Origin of the sequence: Streptomyces sp. NPDC046465, from assembly GCF_040646035.1 — a bacterium.
GTDB lineage: Bacteria > Actinomycetota > Actinomycetes > Streptomycetales > Streptomycetaceae > Streptomyces.
On the sequence record NZ_JBEYZK010000020.1, the window covers coordinates 108,563 to 130,058 of the forward strand.

22 protein-coding genes are annotated in these 21,496 nt (G+C 71.3%); 13 read left to right on the plus strand and 9 right to left on the minus strand.

Translation table 11 applies throughout. From position 1 onward, the window contains the following. Window positions 1-83 precede the first annotated feature (83 nt). Together ABZ953_RS28960 and ABZ953_RS28965 are read left to right on the plus strand one after the other, a co-directional pair. Complete coding sequence (locus ABZ953_RS28960) at window positions 84-854, plus strand: response regulator (RefSeq protein WP_361729590.1); 771 nt, start codon at window positions 84-86, stop codon at window positions 852-854. Window positions 855-1,075: 221 nt separating this feature from the next. After that, window positions 1,076-1,360 (plus strand): hypothetical protein, encoded by a 285-nt coding sequence (locus ABZ953_RS28965; RefSeq protein ID WP_361729593.1) that lies wholly within the window; start codon window positions 1,076-1,078, stop codon window positions 1,358-1,360. 13 nt (window positions 1,361-1,373) lie between these two features. Here ABZ953_RS28965 and asnB read toward each other — a convergent pair whose 3' ends face one another. Continuing rightward, window positions 1,374-3,227 carry an asparagine synthase (glutamine-hydrolyzing) gene (gene asnB / locus ABZ953_RS28970; protein ID WP_361729596.1) on the minus strand — a complete coding sequence of 618 codons (1,854 nt, stop codon included), beginning with the start codon at window positions 3,225-3,227 and terminating at the stop codon, window positions 1,374-1,376. Between the two features lie 239 nt (window positions 3,228-3,466). After that, the gene (locus ABZ953_RS28975; protein WP_361729762.1) at window positions 3,467-4,018 is read right to left on the minus strand and encodes a TetR/AcrR family transcriptional regulator; all 552 of its coding nucleotides are present in this window, start codon (window positions 4,016-4,018) and stop codon (window positions 3,467-3,469) included. A 175-nt stretch (window positions 4,019-4,193) separates the two neighbouring features. On the opposite strand from ABZ953_RS28975, the gene ABZ953_RS28980 reads away from it, so the two are divergent. Further along, window positions 4,194-5,138 (plus strand): DMT family transporter, encoded by a 945-nt coding sequence (locus ABZ953_RS28980; protein ID WP_361729599.1) that lies wholly within the window; start codon window positions 4,194-4,196, stop codon window positions 5,136-5,138. Here the strand turns inward: ABZ953_RS28980 and ABZ953_RS28985 are convergent. Further along, window positions 5,089-5,712: a TetR family transcriptional regulator gene (locus ABZ953_RS28985; protein WP_361729602.1), complete on the minus strand. Its 624-nt coding sequence runs from the start codon at window positions 5,710-5,712 to the stop codon at window positions 5,089-5,091. The two genes, ABZ953_RS28980 and ABZ953_RS28985, sit on opposite strands and share 50 nt — an antisense overlap. Window positions 5,713-5,714: 2 nt before the next feature. Next, on the minus strand, window positions 5,715-7,187 hold the full coding sequence (locus tag ABZ953_RS28990; RefSeq protein WP_361729605.1) for an MFS transporter: 1,473 nt from the start codon (window positions 7,185-7,187) through the stop codon (window positions 5,715-5,717). 212 nt (window positions 7,188-7,399) lie between these two features. Here ABZ953_RS28990 and ABZ953_RS28995 point away from each other — a divergent pair, with 212 nt between their 5' ends. The 4 genes from ABZ953_RS28995 (at window position 7,400) to ABZ953_RS29010 (ending at window position 11,623) form a co-directional block, all read left to right on the plus strand. Then, the gene (locus ABZ953_RS28995; RefSeq protein WP_361729608.1) at window positions 7,400-8,287 is read left to right on the plus strand and encodes a Gfo/Idh/MocA family oxidoreductase; all 888 of its coding nucleotides are present in this window, start codon (window positions 7,400-7,402) and stop codon (window positions 8,285-8,287) included. 433 nt (window positions 8,288-8,720) lie between these two features. Beyond that, on the plus strand, window positions 8,721-9,542 hold the full coding sequence (locus ABZ953_RS29000; RefSeq protein ID WP_361729611.1) for a helix-turn-helix domain-containing protein: 822 nt from the start codon (window positions 8,721-8,723) through the stop codon (window positions 9,540-9,542). A 158-nt stretch (window positions 9,543-9,700) separates the two neighbouring features. Next, a complete protein-coding gene (locus ABZ953_RS29005; protein ID WP_361729614.1) occupies window positions 9,701-10,741 on the plus strand; it encodes a PhlD in 1,041 nt (346 codons plus the stop codon). Between the two features lie 93 nt (window positions 10,742-10,834). Further along, the gene (locus ABZ953_RS29010) at window positions 10,835-11,623 is read left to right on the plus strand and encodes a GNAT family N-acetyltransferase (protein ID WP_361729616.1); all 789 of its coding nucleotides are present in this window, start codon (window positions 10,835-10,837) and stop codon (window positions 11,621-11,623) included. A 37-nt stretch (window positions 11,624-11,660) separates the two neighbouring features. Here ABZ953_RS29010 and ABZ953_RS29015 read toward each other — a convergent pair whose 3' ends face one another. From ABZ953_RS29015 to ABZ953_RS29030, 4 genes are all read right to left on the minus strand, one after another. Continuing rightward, complete coding sequence (locus ABZ953_RS29015; RefSeq protein ID WP_361729619.1) at window positions 11,661-12,212, minus strand: isochorismatase family protein; 552 nt, start codon at window positions 12,210-12,212, stop codon at window positions 11,661-11,663. Next, entirely contained in the window at window positions 12,193-13,641 is a 1,449-nt protein-coding gene (locus tag ABZ953_RS29020; protein WP_361729622.1) for an MFS transporter, read from the minus strand. Before ABZ953_RS29020 ends, ABZ953_RS29015 begins: the two co-directional genes overlap by 20 nt. Then, window positions 13,638-14,081 carry a MarR family transcriptional regulator gene (locus ABZ953_RS29025; RefSeq protein ID WP_361729624.1) on the minus strand — a complete coding sequence of 148 codons (444 nt, stop codon included), beginning with the start codon at window positions 14,079-14,081 and terminating at the stop codon, window positions 13,638-13,640. Before ABZ953_RS29025 ends, ABZ953_RS29020 begins: the two co-directional genes overlap by 4 nt. A 140-nt stretch (window positions 14,082-14,221) precedes the next feature. Then, window positions 14,222-15,448 carry an acyl-CoA dehydrogenase family protein gene (locus ABZ953_RS29030; RefSeq protein ID WP_361729627.1) on the minus strand — a complete coding sequence of 409 codons (1,227 nt, stop codon included), beginning with the start codon at window positions 15,446-15,448 and terminating at the stop codon, window positions 14,222-14,224. 164 nt (window positions 15,449-15,612) lie between these two features. On the opposite strand from ABZ953_RS29030, the gene ABZ953_RS29035 reads away from it, so the two are divergent. Then, window positions 15,613-16,257: a TetR family transcriptional regulator gene (locus tag ABZ953_RS29035; protein ID WP_361729630.1), complete on the plus strand. Its 645-nt coding sequence runs from the start codon at window positions 15,613-15,615 to the stop codon at window positions 16,255-16,257. A 2-nt stretch (window positions 16,258-16,259) separates the two neighbouring features. Here the strand turns inward: ABZ953_RS29035 and def are convergent, their stop codons facing one another. Beyond that, a complete protein-coding gene (def, locus tag ABZ953_RS29040; protein ID WP_361729633.1) occupies window positions 16,260-16,799 on the minus strand; it encodes a peptide deformylase in 540 nt (179 codons plus the stop codon). Between the two features lie 152 nt (window positions 16,800-16,951). On the opposite strand from def, the gene ABZ953_RS29045 reads away from it, so the two are divergent. The 5 genes from ABZ953_RS29045 to ABZ953_RS29065 all read left to right on the plus strand — a co-directional run bounded on the left by ABZ953_RS29045 (window position 16,952) and on the right by ABZ953_RS29065 (window position 21,478). After that, a complete protein-coding gene (locus tag ABZ953_RS29045) occupies window positions 16,952-18,190 on the plus strand; it encodes a MurT ligase domain-containing protein (RefSeq protein WP_361729636.1) in 1,239 nt (412 codons plus the stop codon). 40 nt (window positions 18,191-18,230) lie between these two features. Next, window positions 18,231-18,959, plus strand: coding sequence for a glutamine amidotransferase (locus ABZ953_RS29050; RefSeq protein WP_361729639.1), 729 nt, complete (start codon window positions 18,231-18,233; stop codon window positions 18,957-18,959). A gap of 167 nt (window positions 18,960-19,126) precedes the next feature. After that, window positions 19,127-20,152 carry a 6-phosphofructokinase gene (locus tag ABZ953_RS29055; RefSeq protein ID WP_361729642.1) on the plus strand — a complete coding sequence of 342 codons (1,026 nt, stop codon included), beginning with the start codon at window positions 19,127-19,129 and terminating at the stop codon, window positions 20,150-20,152. A gap of 126 nt (window positions 20,153-20,278) precedes the next feature. Further along, window positions 20,279-21,229, plus strand: coding sequence for a cytochrome c oxidase assembly protein (locus ABZ953_RS29060; RefSeq protein ID WP_361729644.1), 951 nt, complete (start codon window positions 20,279-20,281; stop codon window positions 21,227-21,229). Window positions 21,230-21,316: 87 nt separating this feature from the next. After that, window positions 21,317-21,478, plus strand: a complete 162-nt coding sequence (locus tag ABZ953_RS29065; protein ID WP_361729647.1) for a hypothetical protein — start codon at window positions 21,317-21,319, stop codon at window positions 21,476-21,478. The last annotated feature ends 18 nt before the right edge of the window (window positions 21,479-21,496 follow it).

Here is a 21,496-nt window from a genome sequence, read left to right on the forward strand (position 1 = left end):
GCCGCTCGCGATCGCGGCCAGGACACTCTAGAGGCCGACAACCGTTGTTGTCGCGACCGCACTTGGGACCTAGGCTGCGAGGCATGCCAGGCAACAACTTCGTGCTGCGTACCGACGCGCGGGAAACGGCCGCCGTCGTGGAGGCGGCCATCGACGATGTTGCGCGGCAACTTGTACACCATCTGCTGGACGGACCGCCGGACCCGGCATCGGACGACCCGGCCCAGGCCCTGGCGCTGCTCCACCTGTTGGACCAGGCGCGGCAGGCCACGGAGCGGCTCCAGCGCGAAGCGGCCGCGACCGCCGCCCGCGCGGGCGCGGCCTATCCGCAGATCGGCGCCGCCTGCGGCATGACGCGTCAGGGCGCCCGGCGCCGCTGGCCCGGACTCTTCCAGTACTCCAACGAACGACCAACGGAGCATCCGATGATGACCACCCCCAACCGTCCCTTCGACGTTCTGCTCGTCGAGGACGACATCGCCGATGCCATGCTGATCCAGGAGGCACTCTGCGAACGGGGGGCACGCAACCTGGTCCAGGTCCCCGACGGAGTCGCCGCGCTCGAACACCTGCGTGATCCGGGCAGCCCTCGGCCCGACCTCATCGTCCTGGATCTGAACATGCCCCGCATGAACGGTCGCGACCTGCTGAAGGTGCTCAAGAACGACGAGGACCTGCACGCCATCCCCGTCGTGGTCCTCACCACGTCCGCCGCCCCGGACGACGTGACGGGCGCGTACAGCAGTCACGCCAACGCGTATGTGACCAAGCCCGTCAACCTGGAGGCATTCGAGCAGGCCGTCCAGAGCATCGATGCCTTCTACCTCGACACCGCCGCCAGGCTGCGCCCCTGATCCTGCCCGCCCGGCGTTACGCAGCTCACACCCGCGGGCCCCTCACCTGGGCACCCCGCGCCATGGTTTATCCTTGAACATGTTGTGGCCCCGACCGAGATTCCCCCGTCCGGTCGGGGCCGCACTCCATTCATGTGGGCGCCTTCCCCTGTTTTCACGCCTTCGAGGGCGAATATGCCAACCGCAGCGCGTCACACACGCCCGGGCGGCATCATGCGTCCATGGACGGTGCCAAGCCTGTGCAGGTCTTGTTCACGCCCGACGAGTACGCCACGGTCCTGCGCCACGCGGACCAGCTCGGGATGCCGGTAGCCGAGTTCATCCGGCGCGCCGCGACCGTCAGGACCGAGGAGCGGCCCGTCCCGTGCCAGGCGTCCGACACCCGGCGCGGAGTGGCTGTGCCACCGGTCAAGCGCGGTCTCGGCCCGGACGGGACCCCCGCGCTCCAGCGGTTCCTCGACACCCTCGCCGCGTCGGCGGAGTCGGACGACGGACGCGGGAGATGAGGGGCCGGGAGGCCTAGGCCCTGCCCTGGGTGAGGACGATCTCCGGCTCGTAGAGGTCCAGCCACAGCGCCAGGTCGAGCGTGCGCTCCAGGTCGCGCCGGGAGGCCTGGGTGATCTGCGGCGCCTCGCGCCCGGCGGCGCGCTCCGCCCGCTCCCGGTCGACCAGCGCGAAGACCGGGTGGTCGGGCCGGGCGAGCAGGTCCTTGACGTGCTTCTGCAGAGCGATCGCGTACTGGGGGTCCTGCGTCGAGGGGTACGGGCTCTTCACCCGGTCGTAGACCGACTGCGGCAGCACATCGGCGGTCGCCTCGCGCAGCAGGCTCTTCTCCCTGCCGTCGAAGGACTTCAGCGACCAGGGCGTGTTGTACACGTACTCCACGAGCCGGTGGTCGCAGAAGGGCACGCGCACCTCCAGGCCGACGGCCATGCTGGCGCGGTCCTTGCGGTCGAGCAGGATCCGGACGAACCGGGTCAGGTGCAGATAGCAGATCGTCCGCATCCGGAACTCGAAATCGCTCTCACCCTCGAGGCGCTGGATGTCGGCGACGGCCCGCGCGTAGCTGTCCTCGATGTAGCCCGGCAGGTCGAGCGCCTCCTTCAGCTCGGGGCGCAGGACCCCGGAGTCGTCCCCGAAGTGGTCGGCGAACTTCACCAGCCAGGGAAAGGTGTCGGTGGTGCGCGCCGCCTCGTCGAAGAACTGCAAGTAGCCGCCGAAGACCTCGTCCGCGGACTCACCGGAGAGCGCAACCGTGGAGTGCTCGCGGATGGCACGGAAGAGCAGATAGAGGGAGGCGTCCATGTCGCCGAACCCCATGGGGATGTCCCGGGCGCCGATCATCTTGGCGCGCACCTCGGGGTCGGCGAGGGCGTACGAGTCCAGGACGATGTCGCGGTGCTCGGTGCCCGCCGACTTCGCCACGTCGTGCACGTACGGGGTGTCGGGCGTGCCGCGCAGCTCGTCGGCGACGAAGTTGTCGGCCTGACCGACGAAGTCCACGGCGAAGCTGCGTACGGTCTCGCCCGCCTCGGCCAGCTGCCGCGCCGCCAGAGCCGTCATCGCGGAGGAGTCGAGGCCGCCGGAGAGCAGCGTGCAGCGCGGCACGTCCGAGACGAGCTGGCGGCGCACGATGTCCTCGAGGAGCTCCCGCACCTTCGCCACGGAGGCGTCGCGGTCGTCGGTGTGCGGCCGCGTCCGCAGGGTCCAGTAGACCTGCCGGCGCAGCCCCGAGCGGTCGACCGTCACGACGGTGCCGGGCTCGACCTCGCGCATGCCGTCCCACACGGCGTGACCGGGCGTCTTGACGGTGGCGAACAGCTCTCGCAGGCCGTCCAGGGTGACGCGGCGGCGGGCCAGCGGGTTGGCGAGGATGGCCTTGGGCTCGGAGCCGAACAGGACGCCGTCGGGGGTCTCGTAGCAGTAGAAGGGCTTGATGCCCATCCGGTCGCGGATCATGACGAGCTTGTCGTCGCGGGCGTCCCAGATCGCGAAGGCGTACATGCCGTTGAGCCGCTCGGCGACGGCCTCGCCCCATTCGAGGTAGCCGCGCAGCACGACCTCGGTGTCCGACTCGGTGGTGAACCGGTGGCCGCGGGCGGTCAGTTCGTGGCGGAGCTCGGTGTAGTTGTAGGTCTCCCCCGAGTAGACCAGGGCGACGGTGCCGGTCGGCGTCTCGACGGTCATGGGCTGGCGGCCGCCGGGCAGATCGATGATCGCCAGCCGGCGGTGCCCGAGGGCGGCGGGTCCGCCGGTCCAGGTGCCGCGGTCGTCGGGACCGCGACAGGACATCGTCTCCGTCATGGCGTCCAGAGTGGTGGACTCGGCCGTCAGATCACGGTCGAAGGAGACCCAGCCGGTGATGCCGCACATGCGTTTTCCTTCCGCTCGCCGCACTAGATGTATCTAGCACCTACCTGTGCAGCGTGCTCCTGCGACCGCATACGGTCAACGCCGCCCACAGTGCGATCACGCCGTCGACCCGGGCAGTTTCAGCCGCTCTTTACCGGACCGGCAGAGGGGCCACCGAGGCGCCCCGACCCGCCTATTGGGCGAACTTCGAGTCGGCGCACCGCATGGAACGGAGCATTCCGGCCACGGGCAAAAACTTGTCAACGATCCCCCAGCAGAGCCTCCGCGTCCGCCCGCGCCCCGTCGAGGGCACCGGGGAAGATGTGCAGGCCGTGCGCCACGAGGCCACCCTCGTGCAGCAGCATCAGCGTCCGGCCCAGGCGGGCCGCCCCATCCGGGGCGATCTCCTCGGCGAGGCCGGTGAAGAGTTCGAGCATCCAGGCCTTCTGGCCGGTGATGACCGCGTACGCGGGGTGGGCGGGGTCACTGATCTCGGCGTGCGCGTTGACCATGCCGCACCCCTTGGTCAGGCGACCATCGGCCCAGTCGCGAGCGGCGTCGAAAACCGCGAGGACCCGGGCGTGCGGCGTGGGCGCGGCCTTCAGATACGGAGCGAGGAAGGACCGCCAGCGCTCGTCCCGGTCGGCGAGGTACTCGACGACGATTCGCTCCTTGGACCCGAAGCGGTCGTAGAGGGTCTTCTTCGTCACCCCCGCCTCGGCGGCGATCAGATCCACGCCGACGGCATGGATGCCCCGCTCGTAGAAGAGCCGCCCGGCGGCGTCGAGGGCGCGCCGCGCGCCCGGAGTCATGGCGATGCGCCGCGGCGCCGCGGTCTCGCCCTCTGTTCCGCGCCCGTTCCCGGTGACTTCAGTCATGACTCCATAGTAAACCGACTGGTAAACCGATCTGTATACTCGCGGCCAGGTAGACCGATCGGTTTACTCGCCCGCCTCTCGGGCGCGGCGCGCACGACGGGAGGAACTCATGAACGTCCTGCTCTCGACCGCCTTCGTGCTGACCTGGAGCTCCGGGTTCATCGGGGCCAAACTGGGCGCGGGCAGCGCGTCCGCGGTGACCGTGCTGATGTGGCGCTTCCTGCCGCTGGCCGCCGCCCTCGGGCTCGTCGCGCTGCTGTGGGCCCGGGCTTCCTGGCGGGGCCTGACGGCGCGTGACGTGGGGCGGCAGGCGGCAGTGGGAGCCCTGTCGCAGAGCGGCTACCTGCTCACCGTGTACTACGCGATCCAGCTCGGCGTATCCAGCGGCACCACAGCCCTGATCGACGGGACTCAGCCACTGGTGGCGGGCGCCCTCGCCGGGCCGCTGCTCGGCCACTACGTCTCCCGCACCCAGTGGGCCGGCCTCGGCCTCGGGGTGACCGGAGTCGCCATCGTCACCGCGGCCGACTTCTCCGGCGGTGGCGACGCCCCGTGGTGGGCCTACGCGGTGCCGTTCCTCGGGATGTTCTCGCTGGTCGCCGCGACCTTCCTGGACCGGCGCGCGACCCGCGGGGTCACCCCTGCCGTGTCCCTGACGGTCCACTGCGGCACGAGCGCCGTCGTCTTCACGGGGCTCGCGCTGGCGTCCGGCGCCGCGACACCGCCCGCCGAGGCGTCCTTCTGGGCGGCGATCGGCTGGCTGGTGGTCCTCTCCACGTTCGGGGGCTACGGCCTGTACTGGCTGATCCTGCGCCGGTCCGGGGTGACCCAGGTCAATACACTGATGTTCCTCATGGCACCGGTGACGGCCCTGTGGGGCGCCCTGATGTTCGGTGAGCCCTTCGGACCGCAGACGGCGGCCGGACTGGCCGTCGGGCTCTCGGCCGTGGTGGTGGTGCGGCGCGGCGCCCGGACGCGCCCGCCCGCCGCACCGGCGGCCCGGGTCACGGAGGCGTCAGGAAAGCCTGCACCGCGGGTGCGTAGCGGCCGGTGATCTCGGCGATCTCGGCGCCGCGCACGTGCGGGCCGCGGGCGATGCCGTACATCACGCCGAGACCGAGCAGCATGCCCACGGCGAGCTCGGCCCGCAGCCCCGCGTCCGGCCCCGTGAGCCGCTCGCTCAGCCGCTCGGCCACCTGGGCACGGAAGTTGGCGCGCAGGATGTCGCCCTGCTCGCCGTGGAGCGGGGCGAAGACGATGCGCAGGATCGGGTCGGCGCCCCGTTCGGCCTGGCCGGTGAGCAGATGGTGGACCATGTGGCGGCCGAGGTCCGGCAGCGGCGCGTCGAGGAACCCCTCGGCGTCGGCGTCGAACGACATGACCCGGGAGAACAGCGCGTCCTTGTTGCCGAAGTACTTCAGGATCAACGGAGCGCTCACCCCGGCCCGTTCGGCCACCGCCTTGAGGGTGATGTCACCGTGCGCGTGCCGGGCGAGGAGGTGGCGGGCGGCGCGGACGATGGCGCCCTTGGTCGCCTCGGCGTCCCTGCGGCCCGGGGGCGGCGGAGTCTCCGGGGCCGGGTCGGCCCGAAGTGCCGCGCTCGCCGCGGACCCGTTCGTCTCCGCCATGGTCACCGCCCCTCCAGGGCCGTCTCCTGGGCGGGCCCGCCGGGTCCGGCGGCGGCCCGCCCGCTCTCCGGGGCCGTGTCCGAGGGTATGGCCAGGGCGGCGGCGCAGGCGACGAGCGCCACGGCTCCGGCCATCGCGAAGGCGAGTCGGTAGCCGCCGAGAGTGGGGATCCGCAGGCCCTCGACAGCCGAGGTGTGCCGGACGAGCACGGCGGCGATCGCCGCGCTGGAGACGCTCTGTCCGATCGTGCGCATCAGGACGTTCACACCGTTCGCGGACGCGGTCTGCGCGACCGGCACCGCCCGCAGGATCAGCGTGGGCAGGGCCGAGTAGGCGAAGGTCGTCCCCGTCGAGACGACCGCGGCGCCCAGCACGATCACCCACAGGTCCCGGCTGTCCACGATCCGTACGGCATACCCGAGCGCCATGATGACGGCGCCGCCCGCCAGCGTCACCCTGGGGCCGCGCGATGTGGAGACGCGGGCCGACACCGGCGAGAGGACCAGCATGATCACGCCGTTGGGCAGCAGGCACAGGCCGGTCGCCACGATCGACAGGTCGAGGCCGTAGCCGCTCCCGGCGGGCGCCTGCACCAGTTGCGCGGTCACCAGCGAGTTGGCGTAGAAGGCGAAACCGGCGAGCAGCGCCGTCACGTGCGGCAGCGCCACGCGCCGCCCGGACGCCAGGCGCAGGTCCACCAGCGGCTGCTCGGAGCGCAGTTGCATCCGCCACCACAGGGACAGGATGCCGACGGCGCCCGCGAACAGCCCGAGGACCGGACCGCTCCCCCACCCCCACTGGCCGCCCTGCGACACCGCGAGCAGCAGACAGATCAGACCGGCCGCCAGACCGAGCGCGCCCCAGGTGTCGAACCGCCCCGGCGAGCGCACCGGCGACTCGCGGACGGCCCACCGGGCGAGCAGGAGCCCGCAGGTGCTCAGCCCCGCGGTCACCCAGAACATGACGTGCCAGTCCGCGTACTGCACGAGGAGCGCGGCAAGGGGCAGGCCGAGTGCGGCGCCGATCCCGACCGTCGAGCTCATCAGGGCGACCGCCGAAGCCGTCCGCTGCGGCGGAAGTTCGTCGCGCAGAATGCTGATGGAAAGCGGCACGACCGCGGCGGACGCGCCTTGCAGGGCGCGCGCCGCGATCAGCAGCCGGATGTCGGACGTGAGCGCGCACAGCACCGATCCCCCGGCCATCAGGCCGAGGGCGATGAGCAGTACGCGACGCTTGCCGTACATGTCGCCGGCCCGGCCGAGGACGGGGGTGAGGACGGCCCCGGCCAGCAGGGTCGCGGTGACCAGCCAGGACACGGCGCCGGGCGAGCTGCCGGTGAGCCGGGGCAGATCCGGAAGGAGCGGGACGACCACGGTCTGGGTGACGGCCATGAGGATGCCGCCGAAGGCCAGGACGGGGACGGCGAGGCGGGCGCGCAGGCCCCTCGTGTCACCCGGTATCGGAACGTTCCCCATGACGTGTCCCCCGCCCTGTTGAGGTGAATTGGAATTCACCATAGCGAGTGAATGGGAATTCACCCCGAGGAATTCGGAATGCGACCGGGCATGCGCGCCTGCCGAGGCGCCACGCGGGCGGTGACCGTCAGCCGACCGTCAACCGCCCCACCGGACAGAGTGGCTGCCGCCGGGCAGGTCCGCGCCGGGCGGTGTCGGTCATACTGCCGCCCATGAACCGACTCCGCATCGGCCTGGTGGGCACGGGCCCTTGGGCCACCGCCACGCACGGCCCCGCGCTGGCCCGGCACCCCGGCGTCGACCTCAGCGGCATCTGGGGCCGACGCCCGGAGGCGGCCGCCTCGCTCGCCGCCGCGCACGGTACGACGGCGTATCCGGACGTCGACGAGCTGTTCGCCGCGAGTGACGCGGTGGCGTTCGCGGTTCCGCCCGACGTACAGGCGCCGCTCGCCGCGCGCGCCGCGGCGGCCGGCTGCCATCTGCTGCTCGACAAGCCGGTGGCCACGACGGTGCGGGGAGCCCGCGACCTCGTGGCGGCGGTCGAGCGCGCCGGGGTGGCGTCCGTGGTCTTCTTCACGCTGCGCTACGCCGCCGTCAGCGCGGCCTGGGTGTCGGAACAGGCCACTACGGGCGGCTGGTTCACCGGCCGCGCGGACTGGTACGGCTCGTTCTACGCCCCGGACGGCGGCGCGGAGTTCTCGTCCCCGTGGCGGGCGAGCCGGGGCGGGCTGTGGGACGTCGGCCCGCACGCCCTGTCGATGCTGATCCCCGTACTCGGCGACGTGACCGCCGTGACGGCGGCGTCCGGCCCCCGGGACACGGTCCATCTGATCCTGCGGCACACCGGCGGGGCGTCCAGCACGGCGACGCTGAGCCTCACGGCTCCGGCCAAGTGCGCGGGACTGACCGTGGAGTTGCGCGGTGAGAGCGGGACGGTGGTGCTGCCGACGTGGGAGGAGTCGGGCGACGCATTCGCGACGGCCGTCGACGAACTCGCCGAGTGCGCGGCGGGCAGCCAGTCACATCCGTGCGACGTGCGGTTCGGGCTGCGGGTCACGGAGATCCTGGCGCGGGCGGAGGAGCAGCTCACGGCCACGTGAACGCCCCGGAACGACCACGGGCGGTCGGTACCGTGGCCGCTACGTAATGGCGAGTGACGGCACCGACCGCAGCCGGTGGCCCTATGAAACCGGCGCGGGAAGAAGAGCGGTGCGGTCCCGCACTGCTCTGATTCCGACCACGCAGACCGGAATACGAACAGTTGTCCCACACGCTTCCCGCATCGGCCCGATAGGCCTAGGGGGTACCCAATGCCGGGGAATTTCAGCCATTCTCAAACGCCCCGGACAAGATGCCCCGCTGTTGTGCACGGGTGCCGCCCGACGATCAAACCTGCAGGTCGGTGACCCCGCACGCTCCATCATGCCTGAGCGACTGATCGTTTTCTTCGGGCAATGTTTACTACCAAAGCCGATGTGAATATTTAGACTGATCACGCTCCAACTCGGCGTGCACCAAGAGGGATTACCCACCATGAACAAGACGGCGCTCCGCGCTCTGCTCCGCGAACGACGTTCCCTCATAGCCCCGGAATCACACGGCTTCGCCCGCCCGACAGGCCAGGGCCGACGCGCGCCCGGCCTGTCCCAGCACCAGGTCGATCAGCTGCTGCACCGTACGTTCGGCACGTACCACCGTCTCGAATCCGGCAATTACCCCAACCCGCCGACCTCGCTCCTCCGGGACGTCGCCCGCCTCTTCGGGCTCAACGAGCAGGAGTGGGTGTCCCTCTGCCGTTACGCACTGCTGCAGGACCCGCCGGGACCGCTCCACCTCTCCTCCGGCAAGGAAGTGCCCGGAGTCTGGCAGGAGGCCGTCGACGGGATAGGGCACATGGCCTACGTGACCGACGCCTCCTGGGAAGTACTCGCCTACAACTCCGCGTTCGCGAGCATGTTCCCGGGCGGCAAGGTCCCCGGCAACACCCTGCGCTGGATGCTCCTGGACCGGCACGGCCGCCAGACCCTGATGGACTGGCACCACTCCTGGGCGCCGATGGTGCTGCCACAGCTGCGCGCGGCGCTCGCCACCAGGCCGGACGACGACATCCTGCGGCAGATCGAGAAGGAGATCCTCGCCGACCCGCTGACCACCGACCTGTACACCGCGGGCACCTCGCACCCCCAGCCCGACGGCGACGAGCGCCCCCTGCTGCACGCCACGGAGGGGCCGGGCTGGGTCACCATGTGCGCGGCACAGCCCCTGACGGCGCCCGGCTCCCGGCTGATGATCCTGGTGTTCCACCCCGGCGCGGTACGCACCCACTCGCCCACGCCCAGCCTCCGCTCCGAGTGAGCGCGCCCCCGGCACATCTCTGCACGTCACCGCGCGCCATTCGTACGCACTTTCGACTTCACGGTGCGCAGAGCGCTTGTCCTCAACAGGGCACTCCCGCCCCAGTGAAGTAGTTTGGCCACACCCCACCCTTCAGCGTTCCTGGGGAGTGTCGCCCCGTGACTGCTCACGTACTCAGCCCCCACACCGTCCTCGGTGGCCACAAGGTCACCACGGCCGAGATAGCCGACGACGTGAGCGCGCACCACGCCGACCACCCGCGCCTGCGCGCGCTCCTGCGCGTCATCGGCAACTGCGGGGTGCAGACCCGCTACTTCACGCGCCCCCTCCACTCCCCCACCGTGGCCGGCACGGCCGACGTCGAAGAGCGTGTGCGCACCGCCTTCGCCGACGCGCTCGCCATGGCCGAGCGCGCCGCGACACTCGCCCTGGACGGCGCCGGGCTCACCGCACCGGACATCGACGCGATCGTCACCACGCACACCACGAGCTGGGCCGTCCCCAACCTGGACGTCCACCTCGTCTCGCGCCTCGGCCTCCGCCCCGACCTGCGCCGCGTCGCGCTCACGTCGGTGGCCTGCCCCGGCGGCACGCAGGCCCTCGTACGGGCCGCCGACCTCATCGCGGCGCGGCCGGGCAGCAAGGTCCTCGTGGTGGCCGCCGAGGTCCTCTCCAGCATCTACCACCACAGTGACACCGCCATCGAGTCGATGATCTACAAGGCGCTGTTCGGCGACGGGGCCGCCGCGACAGTCGTCACCGACACCCCGCTGGGTCCCGGGATCGCCATCGACGACACCTTCGAGTACGTGCTGCCGGACAGCCTCGAACGGCAGCGCGGCCGGATGGCCGCCGACGGCATCCACTTCGACTCCACGAAGCAGGTCCTCGCCGCGGTCACCGACGTGATGCCCCGCCTGCTCGAGTGGCTCGGTCCGCGCCGCCCGGATTTCGCCGTCCTGCACCCCGGCAGCACCCGCATCATCGCCGACACCGTGGCCGCCCTGCGCATGGACGACCACGCCGCACGGCACTCCCTCGACACCCTCAGCGACGAGGGGAACCTCGGCGGCGTGAGCATCCTGCGCGTCCTGGAGCGGACCCACGCGGATCCGCCCGCCGAGGGCGATGACGGCGCCGTCATCGCCTTCGGCCCCGGCTTCGCCGTGACGGCGCTGCGCTGCCGCTGGCAGAGCTAGGTCCTTTCGGTTGGATCAGGCCGGTGTCGGAAGTCCCGTCCGCCCCACCGAAATCCCGTTGCCGCCCGGTCGCCTCCCTGCTGAGGTGGCCGCATGAATCATGAAGCGGTACTGGCCGCGTACGACCGGCAGTTGCGGCACGGCGCGGGGAGCGAGGGCGCGAGCACGCGGGTCGAGCGGACCGGCGGCGTCGTGCGGGTGACCGGCTCCGCCCACGACTGGAACGGTGTCCTGTGGGCGGACATCGACGCGACGACGGCCGACCCCGTGATCGCGGCGCAGGTGCGTCACTACACCGAAGCCGGGGTGGAGTTCGAGTGGAAGCTGCACTCCTACGACCGTCCCGCGGACCTCGCCGAGCGGCTCCTCGCGGCCGGGTTCGAGGCCGAGCCGCTGGAGACCGTCATGGTCGCCGAGGCCGACACCCTGCTCGACGATCCGGGGCTGCCCGACGGCATCCGGCTGCTCCCGGTGACCGACGCGGCGGGCGCGCGGCTCATGGCCGAGGCCCACCTGTCGGCCTTCGGAGCGGACGACGCGGCGCTCAGCGAGCACCTCGCCCGGCGCGTGCTCGACCGGCTCACCGAGGCGCCGGACGAGATCGCCGCGGTCGTGGCCATGGCCGGGGACCGGCCGGTCTGCGGTGCGCGGACGGAGTTCCGACCGGGCACCGACTTCGCCGGCCTCTGGGGCGGCGGCACCGCCCCGCAGTGGCGCGGCAAGGGGATCTACCGCGCGACCGTGGCCCACCGCGCCCGGATCGCCGTCGCACGCGGCTACCGCTATCTGCAGGTCGACGCCTCGGACGACAGCCGCCCGATCCTGGCCCGGCTCGGCTTCGCCACGCTCTGCACGACCACGCCATACGTGTACCGGCCGTAGGACAGGAACGCACCGCCCTGCCGCCCGGAGCGGCCGCTCAGCCGAGCAGCTTGGCGATGGCCTCCGCGGTGTCCGTCTCACCGAGCCTCGGGAAGATCTTCTCGACGCTGTTGGTGTGGGCGTCGACGTCCATGTCGGTGACGGCGTCCACGGCGACGGTGACGTGGTAGCCGTGCTCGTGCGCCGCCCGCGCGGTCGACTCCACGCCGATGCTCGTCGCGATACCGGCGAGCACGACCTGGGTGACGCCCCTGCGGCGCAGCTGAAGGTCGAGGTCAGTGCCGTAGAAGGCGCCCCACTGCTGCTTGGTGACGACGATGTCGCCGTCCGCCTGCCGCAGTTCGGGCACGAGGTCCGCCCAGTCCGCGGGCGCCTCGCCCCCGCGCGTGGGGCCCTCGATGCGGCCCGGGGCGCCGCCGGTCACCCGTACCAGGATCACGGGCAGGCCGTGCTCGCGGAAGGCGTCGGCCAGGCCGGCGGCCCGTTCGACGATCTCCTGCGAGGGGTGGGCGGTGGGCAGGGCGGTGATGCCCTTCTGCAGGTCGATGAGGACGAGGGCGGTGGTGGGGTCAAGAACGGTCGCGGTCATGGGAATTGTGCCTTTCGGTAGCGGTGTCGCGGTTCCGCAGCGCGCGGTCCGTGACGGTCAGGACGATGAGGGCCAGCGCCAGAACGACGCCGACCGCGGCCATGAGGTGGAGCCCTCCGTCGTCGGCCCGCTGCCCGTAGGCGAGGCCGATCAGCCCGGACGCCGTGATGGCGCCGAGGTACTGGGCGGTGCGCTGGAGGCCCGCTGCCGCCCCGATGGCCTCGGCGGGCGCGTACTGCTGCACGGCAGCCTGGTTGCCGGTGCCCATGAGCCCCTGCGGGATGCCGAAACAGGCACCGGCCAGGAGCAGCACGGCCAGCGGCGTGGAGCCCGTGGTGCCGAGCAGCAGCGCGCTGCCGACGGCCAGGAGCACGGCCGCGACGGTGAGGGGTGCGCGAATGCCCTTCGTGCGCGCGCCGATCAGCGAACAGGCCAGCGCCGCGAGGGACATCGGCAGCATGACGAGTCCGGTGTGCAGCGACGAGTAGCCGCGCTCTTCTTCCAGCCACTGCGTGAAGCCGTACATCACGCAGTACACGACGAGGTAGCTGAGTCCGTGTCGCAGATAGGTGCGGGCGAGTGCATGGTTGGTGCCCAGCATGCGCAGGTCGATGAAGGGGTTCGGGTGGCGCAGCTGCCACCGGGTGAGCACGGCGGCGAGCAGCGCGGCGGGGGCGAGCAGCCACCACATCGGGTGGCGCAGGTCGAGCAGGAAGACGACGAGGCAGCTGAGCGCGCCGGTGAAGAGCAGTATCCCGAGCGGATCGAGCGTCCCGGCACGCCCGCCGCTCGTGCCGCGCGGTCGCTCCTCGCGCGGTGCGTCCTTGGGGATCCAGCGCAGGGCGCTGCCGTACGCGAGGAGCGCGACCGGCACGTTGACGGCGAAGATGCCGCGCCAGCCCGCGGTCGCGGCGAGGAGTCCGCCGAGCGTCGGCCCGACCGCCGCGCTGCCCAGTGCCGCGAAGGAGAGGCGGCCGAGGACAGTACGGGGGGTGGGGCGCCCGAGCCGGGCGGACTCGGTGCGCAGGACGGCCATCGCGGCCGGGTAGGCGGCGGACGTGCCGATGCCGAGCAGCAGCCGCGAGACGAGAAGCAAGGCGAAGCCGGGGGCGAGCGCCCCGACCAGACCCGACGCCACGACGACCACCAGGCCGCCGAGGAAGACCCGGCGCGGTCCGATGCTGTCGGCGAGCTTGCCGAGGACGGGCTGGGCGACGGCGCTCGCGAGGTAGAGCACGGAGACGAGCCAGGCCGTGTCGGCGGCGCCGACGCCGAAGTCGTGGCCGATCGCCACCAGGCCGGTGGAGATCATCGTGGTGTTGAGCGGGTTGAGCAGCGAGCCGATGAGCAGGGGTGCGGTGAGGCGTGCGCCGAAGCCCGGCCGCCCGTCCGCCGGGGCCCGGGTCCGGGTGACGGACGCGGCCCTCACTTCTGCACCAGTCGCTCCAGCAGGACGACGGCCTCGGCCAGTTGGCGCCGCTCGGCCGGGTCGAGCTCTTCGGCGACGGCCACCGACAGCCAGCCGTGCTTGGCGGCCCGCGCGTCGGTGAGGGTGCGGCGGCCCTCCTCGGTGAGGGAGACGACGGACTGCCGCCCGTCGTCCGGGTCGGGGGTCCGCTCGATGAGCTCCAGGGACTCCAGCGCGCTCACGGTCATCCGCATCGACTGGGGCCGTACGAACTCCGCACGCGCGAGGCCCGCGGTGGTCGAAGAGCCGCCTCCGTCGAGGCGGGCGAGCACGGAGCGCTGCGAAGGGCTGAGCCCGCTCATGGGCGATGCGGCGCGCAGCCGCCGCACGAGACGTCCGACGACGTTCGTGAGGTCGGCGGCGACCTGCTCCGGCATGGGCTCGTCTGGATGTCCGCTCATACGGGGCACCGTAGGAGATGGACAGGCAGACTTGCAAGTTTCCCTGCCTGACATCTCGGAGGGGGGGGCGCCGACGACGACACCCCCGCACCCCATGGAGGGGTACGGGGGTGTGACGGCGTACGGCGGCGCCCAGGTCCCTAGCGGATCGGCATCCCCGACAGCGTCCGGGCGATGACGAGGCGCTGGATCTCGCTCGTACCCTCGAAGATCGTGTAGATCGCGGCGTCGCGGTGCATGCGCTCCACCGGGTACTCGCGGGTGAAGCCGTTGCCGCCGAGGATCTGCACGGCCTGCGCGGTGACCTTCTTGGCGACCTCGCTCGCGTACAGCTTCGACATGGAGCCCTCGGCCGACTCGAACTTCTTGCCGGTGGAGGCCATCCACGAGGCGCGCCACACCAGGAGGCGGGCCGCGTCGATCTGGGTGCGCATGTCGGCGAGCTGGAAGGCGATGCCCTGGTTGTCGATGATCGGGCGGCCGAACTGGGTGCGCGTCTTGGCGTACTCCAGTGCCTCTTCGTACGCGGCGCGGGCCGTGCCCACGGCCATGGCGCCGACCGCCGGGCGGGACGCCTCGAACGTGGCCATCGCGGCGTTCTTCACCCGCTCACCGCCCGACTTGGCGCGCTCCCGCGCGCGGGCCATGCGCTCGTCCAGCTTCTCCTTGCCGCCGAGCAGACAGTGGCCGGGCACGCGCACGTCCTCCAGGACGACCTCGGCGGTGTGCGAGGCGCGGATGCCGTGCTTCTTGAACTTCTGCCCCTGGGACAGGCCGGGGGTGGCAGGCGGGACGATGAAGGAGGCGTGCCCCTTGGAGCCGAGCTCCGGGTCCACGACCGCGACGACGACGTGGACGTTGGCTATGCCGCCGTTGGTCGCCCAGGTCTTCGTGCCGTTGAGGACCCACTCGTCCTTGGCCTCGTCGTAGACCGCGCGGGTCCGCATGGCCGCCACATCGGATCCGGCGTCGGGCTCGGAGGAGCAGAAGGCGGCGACCTTCACGTCGTTCACGTCGCCGTACATCTGCGGGATCCAGGTGCCGATCTGCTCCTCGGTGCCGTTGGCGAGCACACCGACGGCGGCCAGGCCCGTCCCCATGATGGACAGGCCGATACCGGCATCGCCCCAGAAGATCTCCTCCGTAGCCATCGGGATGCCGAGGCCCGAGGGGTCGAAGAACTGCTGAGCATAGAAATCCAGCGAGTAGATCCCGAGCTTCGCCGCTTCCTGGATGATGGGCCACGGGGTCTCTTCGCGCTCGTCCCACTCGGCGGCCGCGGGGCGGATCACCTCGGCGGCGAACCCGTGGAGCCAGTCCCGGACCTCCTTCTGTTCGTCGTTGAGCTCCATGGTGAACTCGGCCATGACCCCTCCAGGACCTGCGATCAACTGCGGCGTTACTTGCGGTAACCGCAGTCTGTTACCGGCCAGTAGTCCATGTCAACTCCCGGCAGCCCGTTCGATACGCGCCGGCCGGCGGGTGTTACGTTGCGCGTGCGTCACCGATACAGCACGGGCGGGGAGAAACGATGGAGACCACGCAGCGGACCGATCAGCAACGGTCCGCGGAGAACCGACGGCGCGAGTTGCTCGAAGCCGCGGACCGGGTCGTGCTCCGCGACGGTCCCGGCGCGTCGATGAATGCCATCGCCGCCGAGGCGGGCATCACCAAGCCGATCCTCTACCGCCACTTCGGCGACAAGGGCGGCCTGTACGCGGCGCTCGCCAAGCGGCACACCGACGCGCTCCTCGAAGCGCTGCGCGCCGCGCTCGACGCCCCCGCCGAACGCAGGGAGCGCGTCGAGGCCACCCTCGACACCTACCTCGCGGCGATCGAGGCACGCCCCCAGGTCTACCGCTTCCTGATGCATCCGTCGGAGACCCCCTCGCCCGGCGAGCAGGGCTTCGACGTCGGCCTGCACTCCGCTCCCCTCCTGCGGCGCCTCGGCGAGGAGCTCGCCGAGGTCATCGAGGAACGCGTCGACCTCGGCCCGGAGAGCGCCCAGCTCGCCCGCGTGTGGGGGCACGGCATCGTCGGCATGATGCACGCGGCCGGAGACTGGTGGCTCGGCGAACGGCCGTGCCCGCGCGCACAGTTGGTGCGCAGCCTCGCCGACCTGCTGTGGGGACGCCTCGCCGCGGCGGGCAACCGGGTCGGGGGCCCCGGGTTCTGAATTCAGACGTTCCAGGGGGCCCTGGCGGCGGCCCGCAGCACCCTGCGGCGCCGCCAGCCCGTGACGCGGTCGGTGTAGACGCCGCCTCCCAAGTGGTCGTACTCATGCTGCAGACAGCGGGCGAACCAGCCCGTCCCGTGCACCTGGACCGGCTCCCCGCGCAGGTCGACACCTTCGACCACGGCGTGGTCGAAGCGCGTCGTGCCCGCCTCGAGGCCGGGCAGCGACAGACAGCCCTCGGGCCCGCGCACGGTCACTCCATCGGCCTCGACGAGCGTCGGATTGACCACATGCCCGAGGTGGCGGACGTCGTCGTCGTCCTCGCAGTCGTACACGAACACCCGCAGGCCCACGCCGATTTGATTCGCGGCGAGGCCCACCCCCCGTGCCGCGTACATCGTCGCGAACATGTCCTCGACAAGGCCCGCCAGTTCGGGGCCGAAGTCGGTGACGTCCTCGCACGCCGCGTGCAGCACGGGGTCGCCGAGCAGGGTCAGAGGTCTTACGCGCCCCGAGGCGCCCGGGATCGTGCCGTGTCGCATGGCGGCAAGAGTACGGTCCATGGGACGGAGCGGCACCGCCGAGGTGCCGAGGTGGTGCCGTGATTCGGGCTTGCCAGTGGATCTCGATAGGCTGAGCAACGAATCGATGCCGGGGGCAGGCGCGGCGCCGTACGCAAGGAGGATCTCGACAGATGTCAGGCAACACGGACCCGCTGTCGCCGCGGGCCAAGCTGGCCGTGACGGCGGGCAAGGCGGCCGCGGCGGTGTCGCGCGCGGCGGGCCGCGGCAGCGGATCGGTGATCGGCGGCAAGGTCGCGCTCAGGCTCGACCCCGAACTGCTCGGACGGCTCGCCACGCACCTGGACGTTGTCCTCGTGTCGGCCACCAACGGCAAGACGACCACCACGCGTCTGATCGCCGAGGCGCTGCGGGCCAGCGGCCCGGTCGTCTCGAACGCGCTCGGTGCGAACATGCCCGCCGGAATCACCTCGGCCCTCGCCGGCGGCTCCGACGCCCGGTACGGCGTGATCGAGGTCGACGAGAAGTACCTCGCGGGTGTCGCCCGTGACGTCGACCCGAAGGCGATCGCGCTGCTCAACCTCTCGCGCGACCAGCTGGACCGCGCCGCCGAGACCCGCATGCTCGCCGAGCGGTGGCGCGAGGGCCTGGCCGGTTCCAAGGCCGTGGTCATCGCCAACGCCGACGACCCGCTGGTCGTCTGGGCGGCCTCCTCCTCGCCGAACGTGGTGTGGGTGGCCGCGGGCCAGGAGTGGAAGGACGACGCCTGGTCGTGCCCCTCCTGCGGTGGTGTCATGCAGCGCCCCGGGGACGACTGGTTCTGCGGCGAGTGCGGCTTCCGCCGCCCCGCGCCCAGCTGGGTGCTCTCCGGCGACCACGTCCTGGACCCGCACGGCTCGGCCTGGCCGATCCACCTCCAGCTGCCCGGCCGCGCGAACAAGGCCAACGCCGCGTCGTCGGCTGCCGTCGCCGCGGTCTTCGGAGTGCCCCCGCAGGTCGCCCTGGAACGCATGTACCAGGTGCAGGCCGTCGCCGGACGCTATGACGTGGTGCAGTTCCAGGGCCGCGATCTGCGCCTGCTGCTCGCGAAGAACCCCGCGGGCTGGCTCGAGACGTTCTCGCTGATCGACCCGCCGCCGACCCCGGTGATCCTGTCCGTGAACGCCCGCGGCGCGGACGGCACGGACACCTCCTGGCTCTGGGACGTCGACTACACCCGTCTCGCCGGTCACCCGATCTTCGTGCTCGGCGACCGCAAGCTGGACCTCGCCGTGCGCCTGGAGGTCGCGAACCTGGACTTCCGGGTCTGCGAGAGCCTCGACGAGGCGGTGCAGCTCGCCCCGCCCGGACGCATCGAGACCATCGCGAACTACACCGCGTTCCAGGACCTGCGCCGCCGCGTCGGCAACTGACCCGCCCGGCCCCTCTAGATCTTCGTAGGGACAAATGAGCATGAGCGACAACAGCCTGCGGCTGGTGTGGGTCTACCCCGACCTGCTGAGCACGTACGGAGACCAGGGCAACGCCCTCGTCGTGGAGCGCCGCGCCCACCAGCGCGGCCTCCAGGTCGAGCGCTACGACGTGCGCAGCGACCAGCCGGTGCCCACCTCCGGCGACATCTACCTGATCGGCGGCGGCGAGGACCGTCCGCAGCGCCTCGCGGCCGAGCGGCTGCGCCGCGACGGCGGCCTGCAACGGGCCGTGGGCAACGGCGCGATCGTCTTCTCGGTCTGCGCCGGCTACCAGATCCTCGGCAACGAATTCATCAACGACCTCGGCCAGCGCGAGCCCGGCCTCGGCCTGCTCGACGTGGTCTCCACCCGCGGCGAGGGCGACCGGTGCGTCGGTGACGTCCTGGGCGACATCGACCCGCAGCTGGGCCTGCCCCCGCTGACCGGCTTCGAGAACCACCAGGGCATCACGCACATCGGCCCGTCCGCACGGCCGTTGGCGCGCGTCACGCTCGGCCGGGGCAACGGCACGGGCGACGGCACCGAAGGCGCGTACAACGGCACCGTCTTCGGTACGTACATGCACGGCCCCGTCCTCGCCCGCAACCCGCTGATCGCGGACCTGCTCCTGAAGCTGGCCCTCGATGTGAACGCGCTGCCGCCCACGGATGACCGGTGGTACGAGGCGCTGCGCAACGAGCGCATCGCCGCCGCGCAGCAGCCCGCGTGACACCCCGGCACGGAGCCCGCCTGACGCCCCGCCCGCACATGTGAGCGGGGCAGTCCAGCCCTCGGACGCCTGATGTGGCCCCGCCCCCCGCCGCCTATAGGGTGGCGGGGATCCAGCCGGACGACGTGGTCCGGTCATCGACCCACGTTGCAAAGGTATTCCGGGCAATGCGCATTGGTGTCCTGACCTCCGGCGGCGACTGCCCCGGCCTGAACGCCGTCATCCGGTCCGTCGTGCACCGCGCGGTGGCGGACCACGGTGACGAGGTCATCGGCTTCCACGACGGCTGGAAAGGCCTCCTGGAATGCGACTACCGCAAGCTCGACCTCGACGCGGTGGGCGGCATCCTCGCCCGCGGCGGAACGATTCTCGGCTCCTCGCGCGTACAGCCCGCGCATCTGCGGGACGGCGTGGAGCGCGCCAAGGGGCACGTCGCCGAACTCGGCCTCGACGCGATCATTCCGATCGGCGGTGAGGGCACCCTCAAGGCAGCTCGGCTCCTATCCGACGCGGGCCTGCCCATCGTCGGGGTGCCCAAGACCATCGACAACGACATCGCGGTCACCGACGTCACCTTCGGCTTCGACACGGCCGTCGGCGTGGCCACCGAGGCCCTCGACCGCCTCAAGACCACCGCGGAGTCGCACCAGCGCGTCCTGATCGTCGAGGTCATGGGCCGGCACACCGGCTGGATCGCCCTGCACTCGGGCATGGCCGCCGGTGCGCACGCCATCGTCGTCCCGGAGCGCCCCTTCGACATCGAGGAGCTGGCGAAGAAGGTCGGCGAACGCTTCTCCGCGGGCAAGAAGTTCGCGATCGTCGTGGCCGCCGAGGGCGCCAAGCCCCGTGCGGGCTCCATGGAGTTCGACGTGGGCGCCAAGGACATCTACGGCCACGAGCGCTTCGCGGGCATCGCCCGGCAGCTCTCCCTCGAACTGGAGCACCGCCTCGGCAAGGAGGCCCGGCCGGTCATCCTCGGCCACGTCCAGCGCGGCGGCACGCCCACCGCGTACGACCGCGTCCTCGCGACCCGCTTCGGCTGGCACGCGGTCGAGGCCGTGCATCGCGGCGAGTTCGGCAGGATGACGGCGCTGCGCGGCACGGACATCACGATGGTGCCGCTGGCCGAGGCGGTCGAGACGCTGAAGACGGTGCCCGAGGAGCGGTACGCCGAGGCGGAGTGCGTGCTCTAGCAGGTTGTGCTCCAGCCAAGTCGTCCGTCGTCGCACTACTTGCCCCCGGTCGTGTCAGCGGCCGGGGGCAGTTCTACTCTGGTGCCGACACACGTCGCACAATCCGCACGAATCAGGAGCCACTGGATGGATCACAGCGGGCACGGCATGAACATGGATCTGCCGCCGTTCACGCTGGGGCGAGGCCTGGAACTCTCCGCCGACCCCTTCTTCCTCATCAGCTGCCTGGTGGGCCTCGCCCTGTACGGGTGGGGCGTGGCGCGGCTCGTGCGGCGCGGTGACAAGTGGCCGGTGGGCCGCACGATCTCGTTCGTGCTCGGCGTTCTCACCGTGCTGCTCGTCATGTGCACCAAGCTCAACGACTACGGCATGGTCATGTTCAGCGTGCACATGTCCCAGCACATGGTGATCAGCATGCTGTCGCCGATCCTGCTGCTGCTCGGCGCGCCGATCACGCTGGCACTGCGGGCGCTGCCGGTGGCGGGGCGCGGCCGCAAGGGCCCGCGTGAGGCGCTGCTCTGGCTGCTGCACAGCAGGTACATCAAGATCATCACGCATCCCGCGTTCACCATCCCGCTGTTCATCGCGAGCCTGTACGCGCTCTACTTCACGCCGCTCTTCGACACGCTGATGGGCTCCAAGGCGGGCCACATCGGAATGATGGTGCACTTCCTCGCCGTCGGCCTGGTCTTCTTCTGGCCGATCATGGGCGTCGACCCGGGGCCGCACCGGCCCGGCTACATCTTCCGGATGCTGGAGCTGTTCGCGGGCATGCCGTTCCACGCGTTCTTCGGCATCGCCCTGATGATGGCGACCCAGCCGATGATCGGCACCTACATGCACCCGCCCGCCTCCCTCGGCATCGACGCCCTCGCCGACCAGGAGGCGGCCGGCGGCATCGCGTGGGCCTTCAGCGAGATCCCGTCCGTGGTGGTCCTGGTCGCCCTCCTCTTCCAGTGGCGCAAGTCCGAGGAGCGTGAGGCACGGCGCAAGGACCGCGCCGCGGACCGCGACGGCGACAAGGAGCTCGAGGCGTACAACGCCTATCTGGCCTCACTGTCCGCTCGCGGACGCTAGCGCCAGGGGCGCTTTCCGGGTCAGGATGGCCTTCGGACCGCGGCCTCGGCGCGATGTCGTCGCAGGCTGCCGGGAGGAGGCTGAGCGATGCCCAGTTCCACGAAGACCATGGGTGGGTTCACCATCGGAGGCCTGGTCATGGTGACGGCCTACACCGCAGCGCTCGGAAGCAACGGCTGGCTGTGGTTCGGCTGGGTGGTGGTCGGTCTGATCACCCTGGCCATGGTCCTGTCGCGCGGCACGCCCTGAGGCCTCCCCCGGAAGGCC

Coding starts and splice junctions, on each gene's coding strand:
- ABZ953_RS28960 (WP_361729590.1), top strand. CDS start 84: ATGCCAGGCAACAACTTCGTGCTGCGTACCGACGCGCGGGAAACGGCC.
- ABZ953_RS28965 (WP_361729593.1), top strand. CDS start 1,076: ATGGACGGTGCCAAGCCTGTGCAGGTCTTGTTCACGCCCGACGAGTAC.
- asnB (WP_361729596.1), bottom strand. CDS start 3,227: ATGTGCGGCATCACCGGCTGGGTCTCCTTCGACCGTGATCTGACGGCC.
- ABZ953_RS28975 (WP_361729762.1), bottom strand. CDS start 4,018: ATGACTCCGGGCGCGCGGCGCGCCCTCGACGCCGCCGGGCGGCTCTTC.
- ABZ953_RS28980 (WP_361729599.1), top strand. CDS start 4,194: ATGAACGTCCTGCTCTCGACCGCCTTCGTGCTGACCTGGAGCTCCGGG.
- ABZ953_RS28985 (WP_361729602.1), bottom strand. CDS start 5,712: ATGGCGGAGACGAACGGGTCCGCGGCGAGCGCGGCACTTCGGGCCGAC.
- ABZ953_RS28990 (WP_361729605.1), bottom strand. CDS start 7,187: ATGGGGAACGTTCCGATACCGGGTGACACGAGGGGCCTGCGCGCCCGC.
- ABZ953_RS28995 (WP_361729608.1), top strand. CDS start 7,400: ATGAACCGACTCCGCATCGGCCTGGTGGGCACGGGCCCTTGGGCCACC.
- ABZ953_RS29000 (WP_361729611.1), top strand. CDS start 8,721: ATGAACAAGACGGCGCTCCGCGCTCTGCTCCGCGAACGACGTTCCCTC.
- ABZ953_RS29010 (WP_361729616.1), top strand. CDS start 10,835: ATGAATCATGAAGCGGTACTGGCCGCGTACGACCGGCAGTTGCGGCAC.
- ABZ953_RS29015 (WP_361729619.1), bottom strand. CDS start 12,212: ATGACCGCGACCGTTCTTGACCCCACCACCGCCCTCGTCCTCATCGAC.
- ABZ953_RS29025 (WP_361729624.1), bottom strand. CDS start 14,081: ATGAGCGGACATCCAGACGAGCCCATGCCGGAGCAGGTCGCCGCCGAC.
- ABZ953_RS29030 (WP_361729627.1), bottom strand. CDS start 15,448: ATGGCCGAGTTCACCATGGAGCTCAACGACGAACAGAAGGAGGTCCGG.
- ABZ953_RS29035 (WP_361729630.1), top strand. CDS start 15,613: ATGGAGACCACGCAGCGGACCGATCAGCAACGGTCCGCGGAGAACCGA.
- def (WP_361729633.1), bottom strand. CDS start 16,799: ATGCGACACGGCACGATCCCGGGCGCCTCGGGGCGCGTAAGACCTCTG.
- ABZ953_RS29045 (WP_361729636.1), top strand. CDS start 16,952: ATGTCAGGCAACACGGACCCGCTGTCGCCGCGGGCCAAGCTGGCCGTG.
- ABZ953_RS29050 (WP_361729639.1), top strand. CDS start 18,231: ATGAGCGACAACAGCCTGCGGCTGGTGTGGGTCTACCCCGACCTGCTG.
- ABZ953_RS29055 (WP_361729642.1), top strand. CDS start 19,127: ATGCGCATTGGTGTCCTGACCTCCGGCGGCGACTGCCCCGGCCTGAAC.
- ABZ953_RS29060 (WP_361729644.1), top strand. CDS start 20,279: ATGGATCACAGCGGGCACGGCATGAACATGGATCTGCCGCCGTTCACG.
- ABZ953_RS29065 (WP_361729647.1), top strand. CDS start 21,317: ATGCCCAGTTCCACGAAGACCATGGGTGGGTTCACCATCGGAGGCCTG.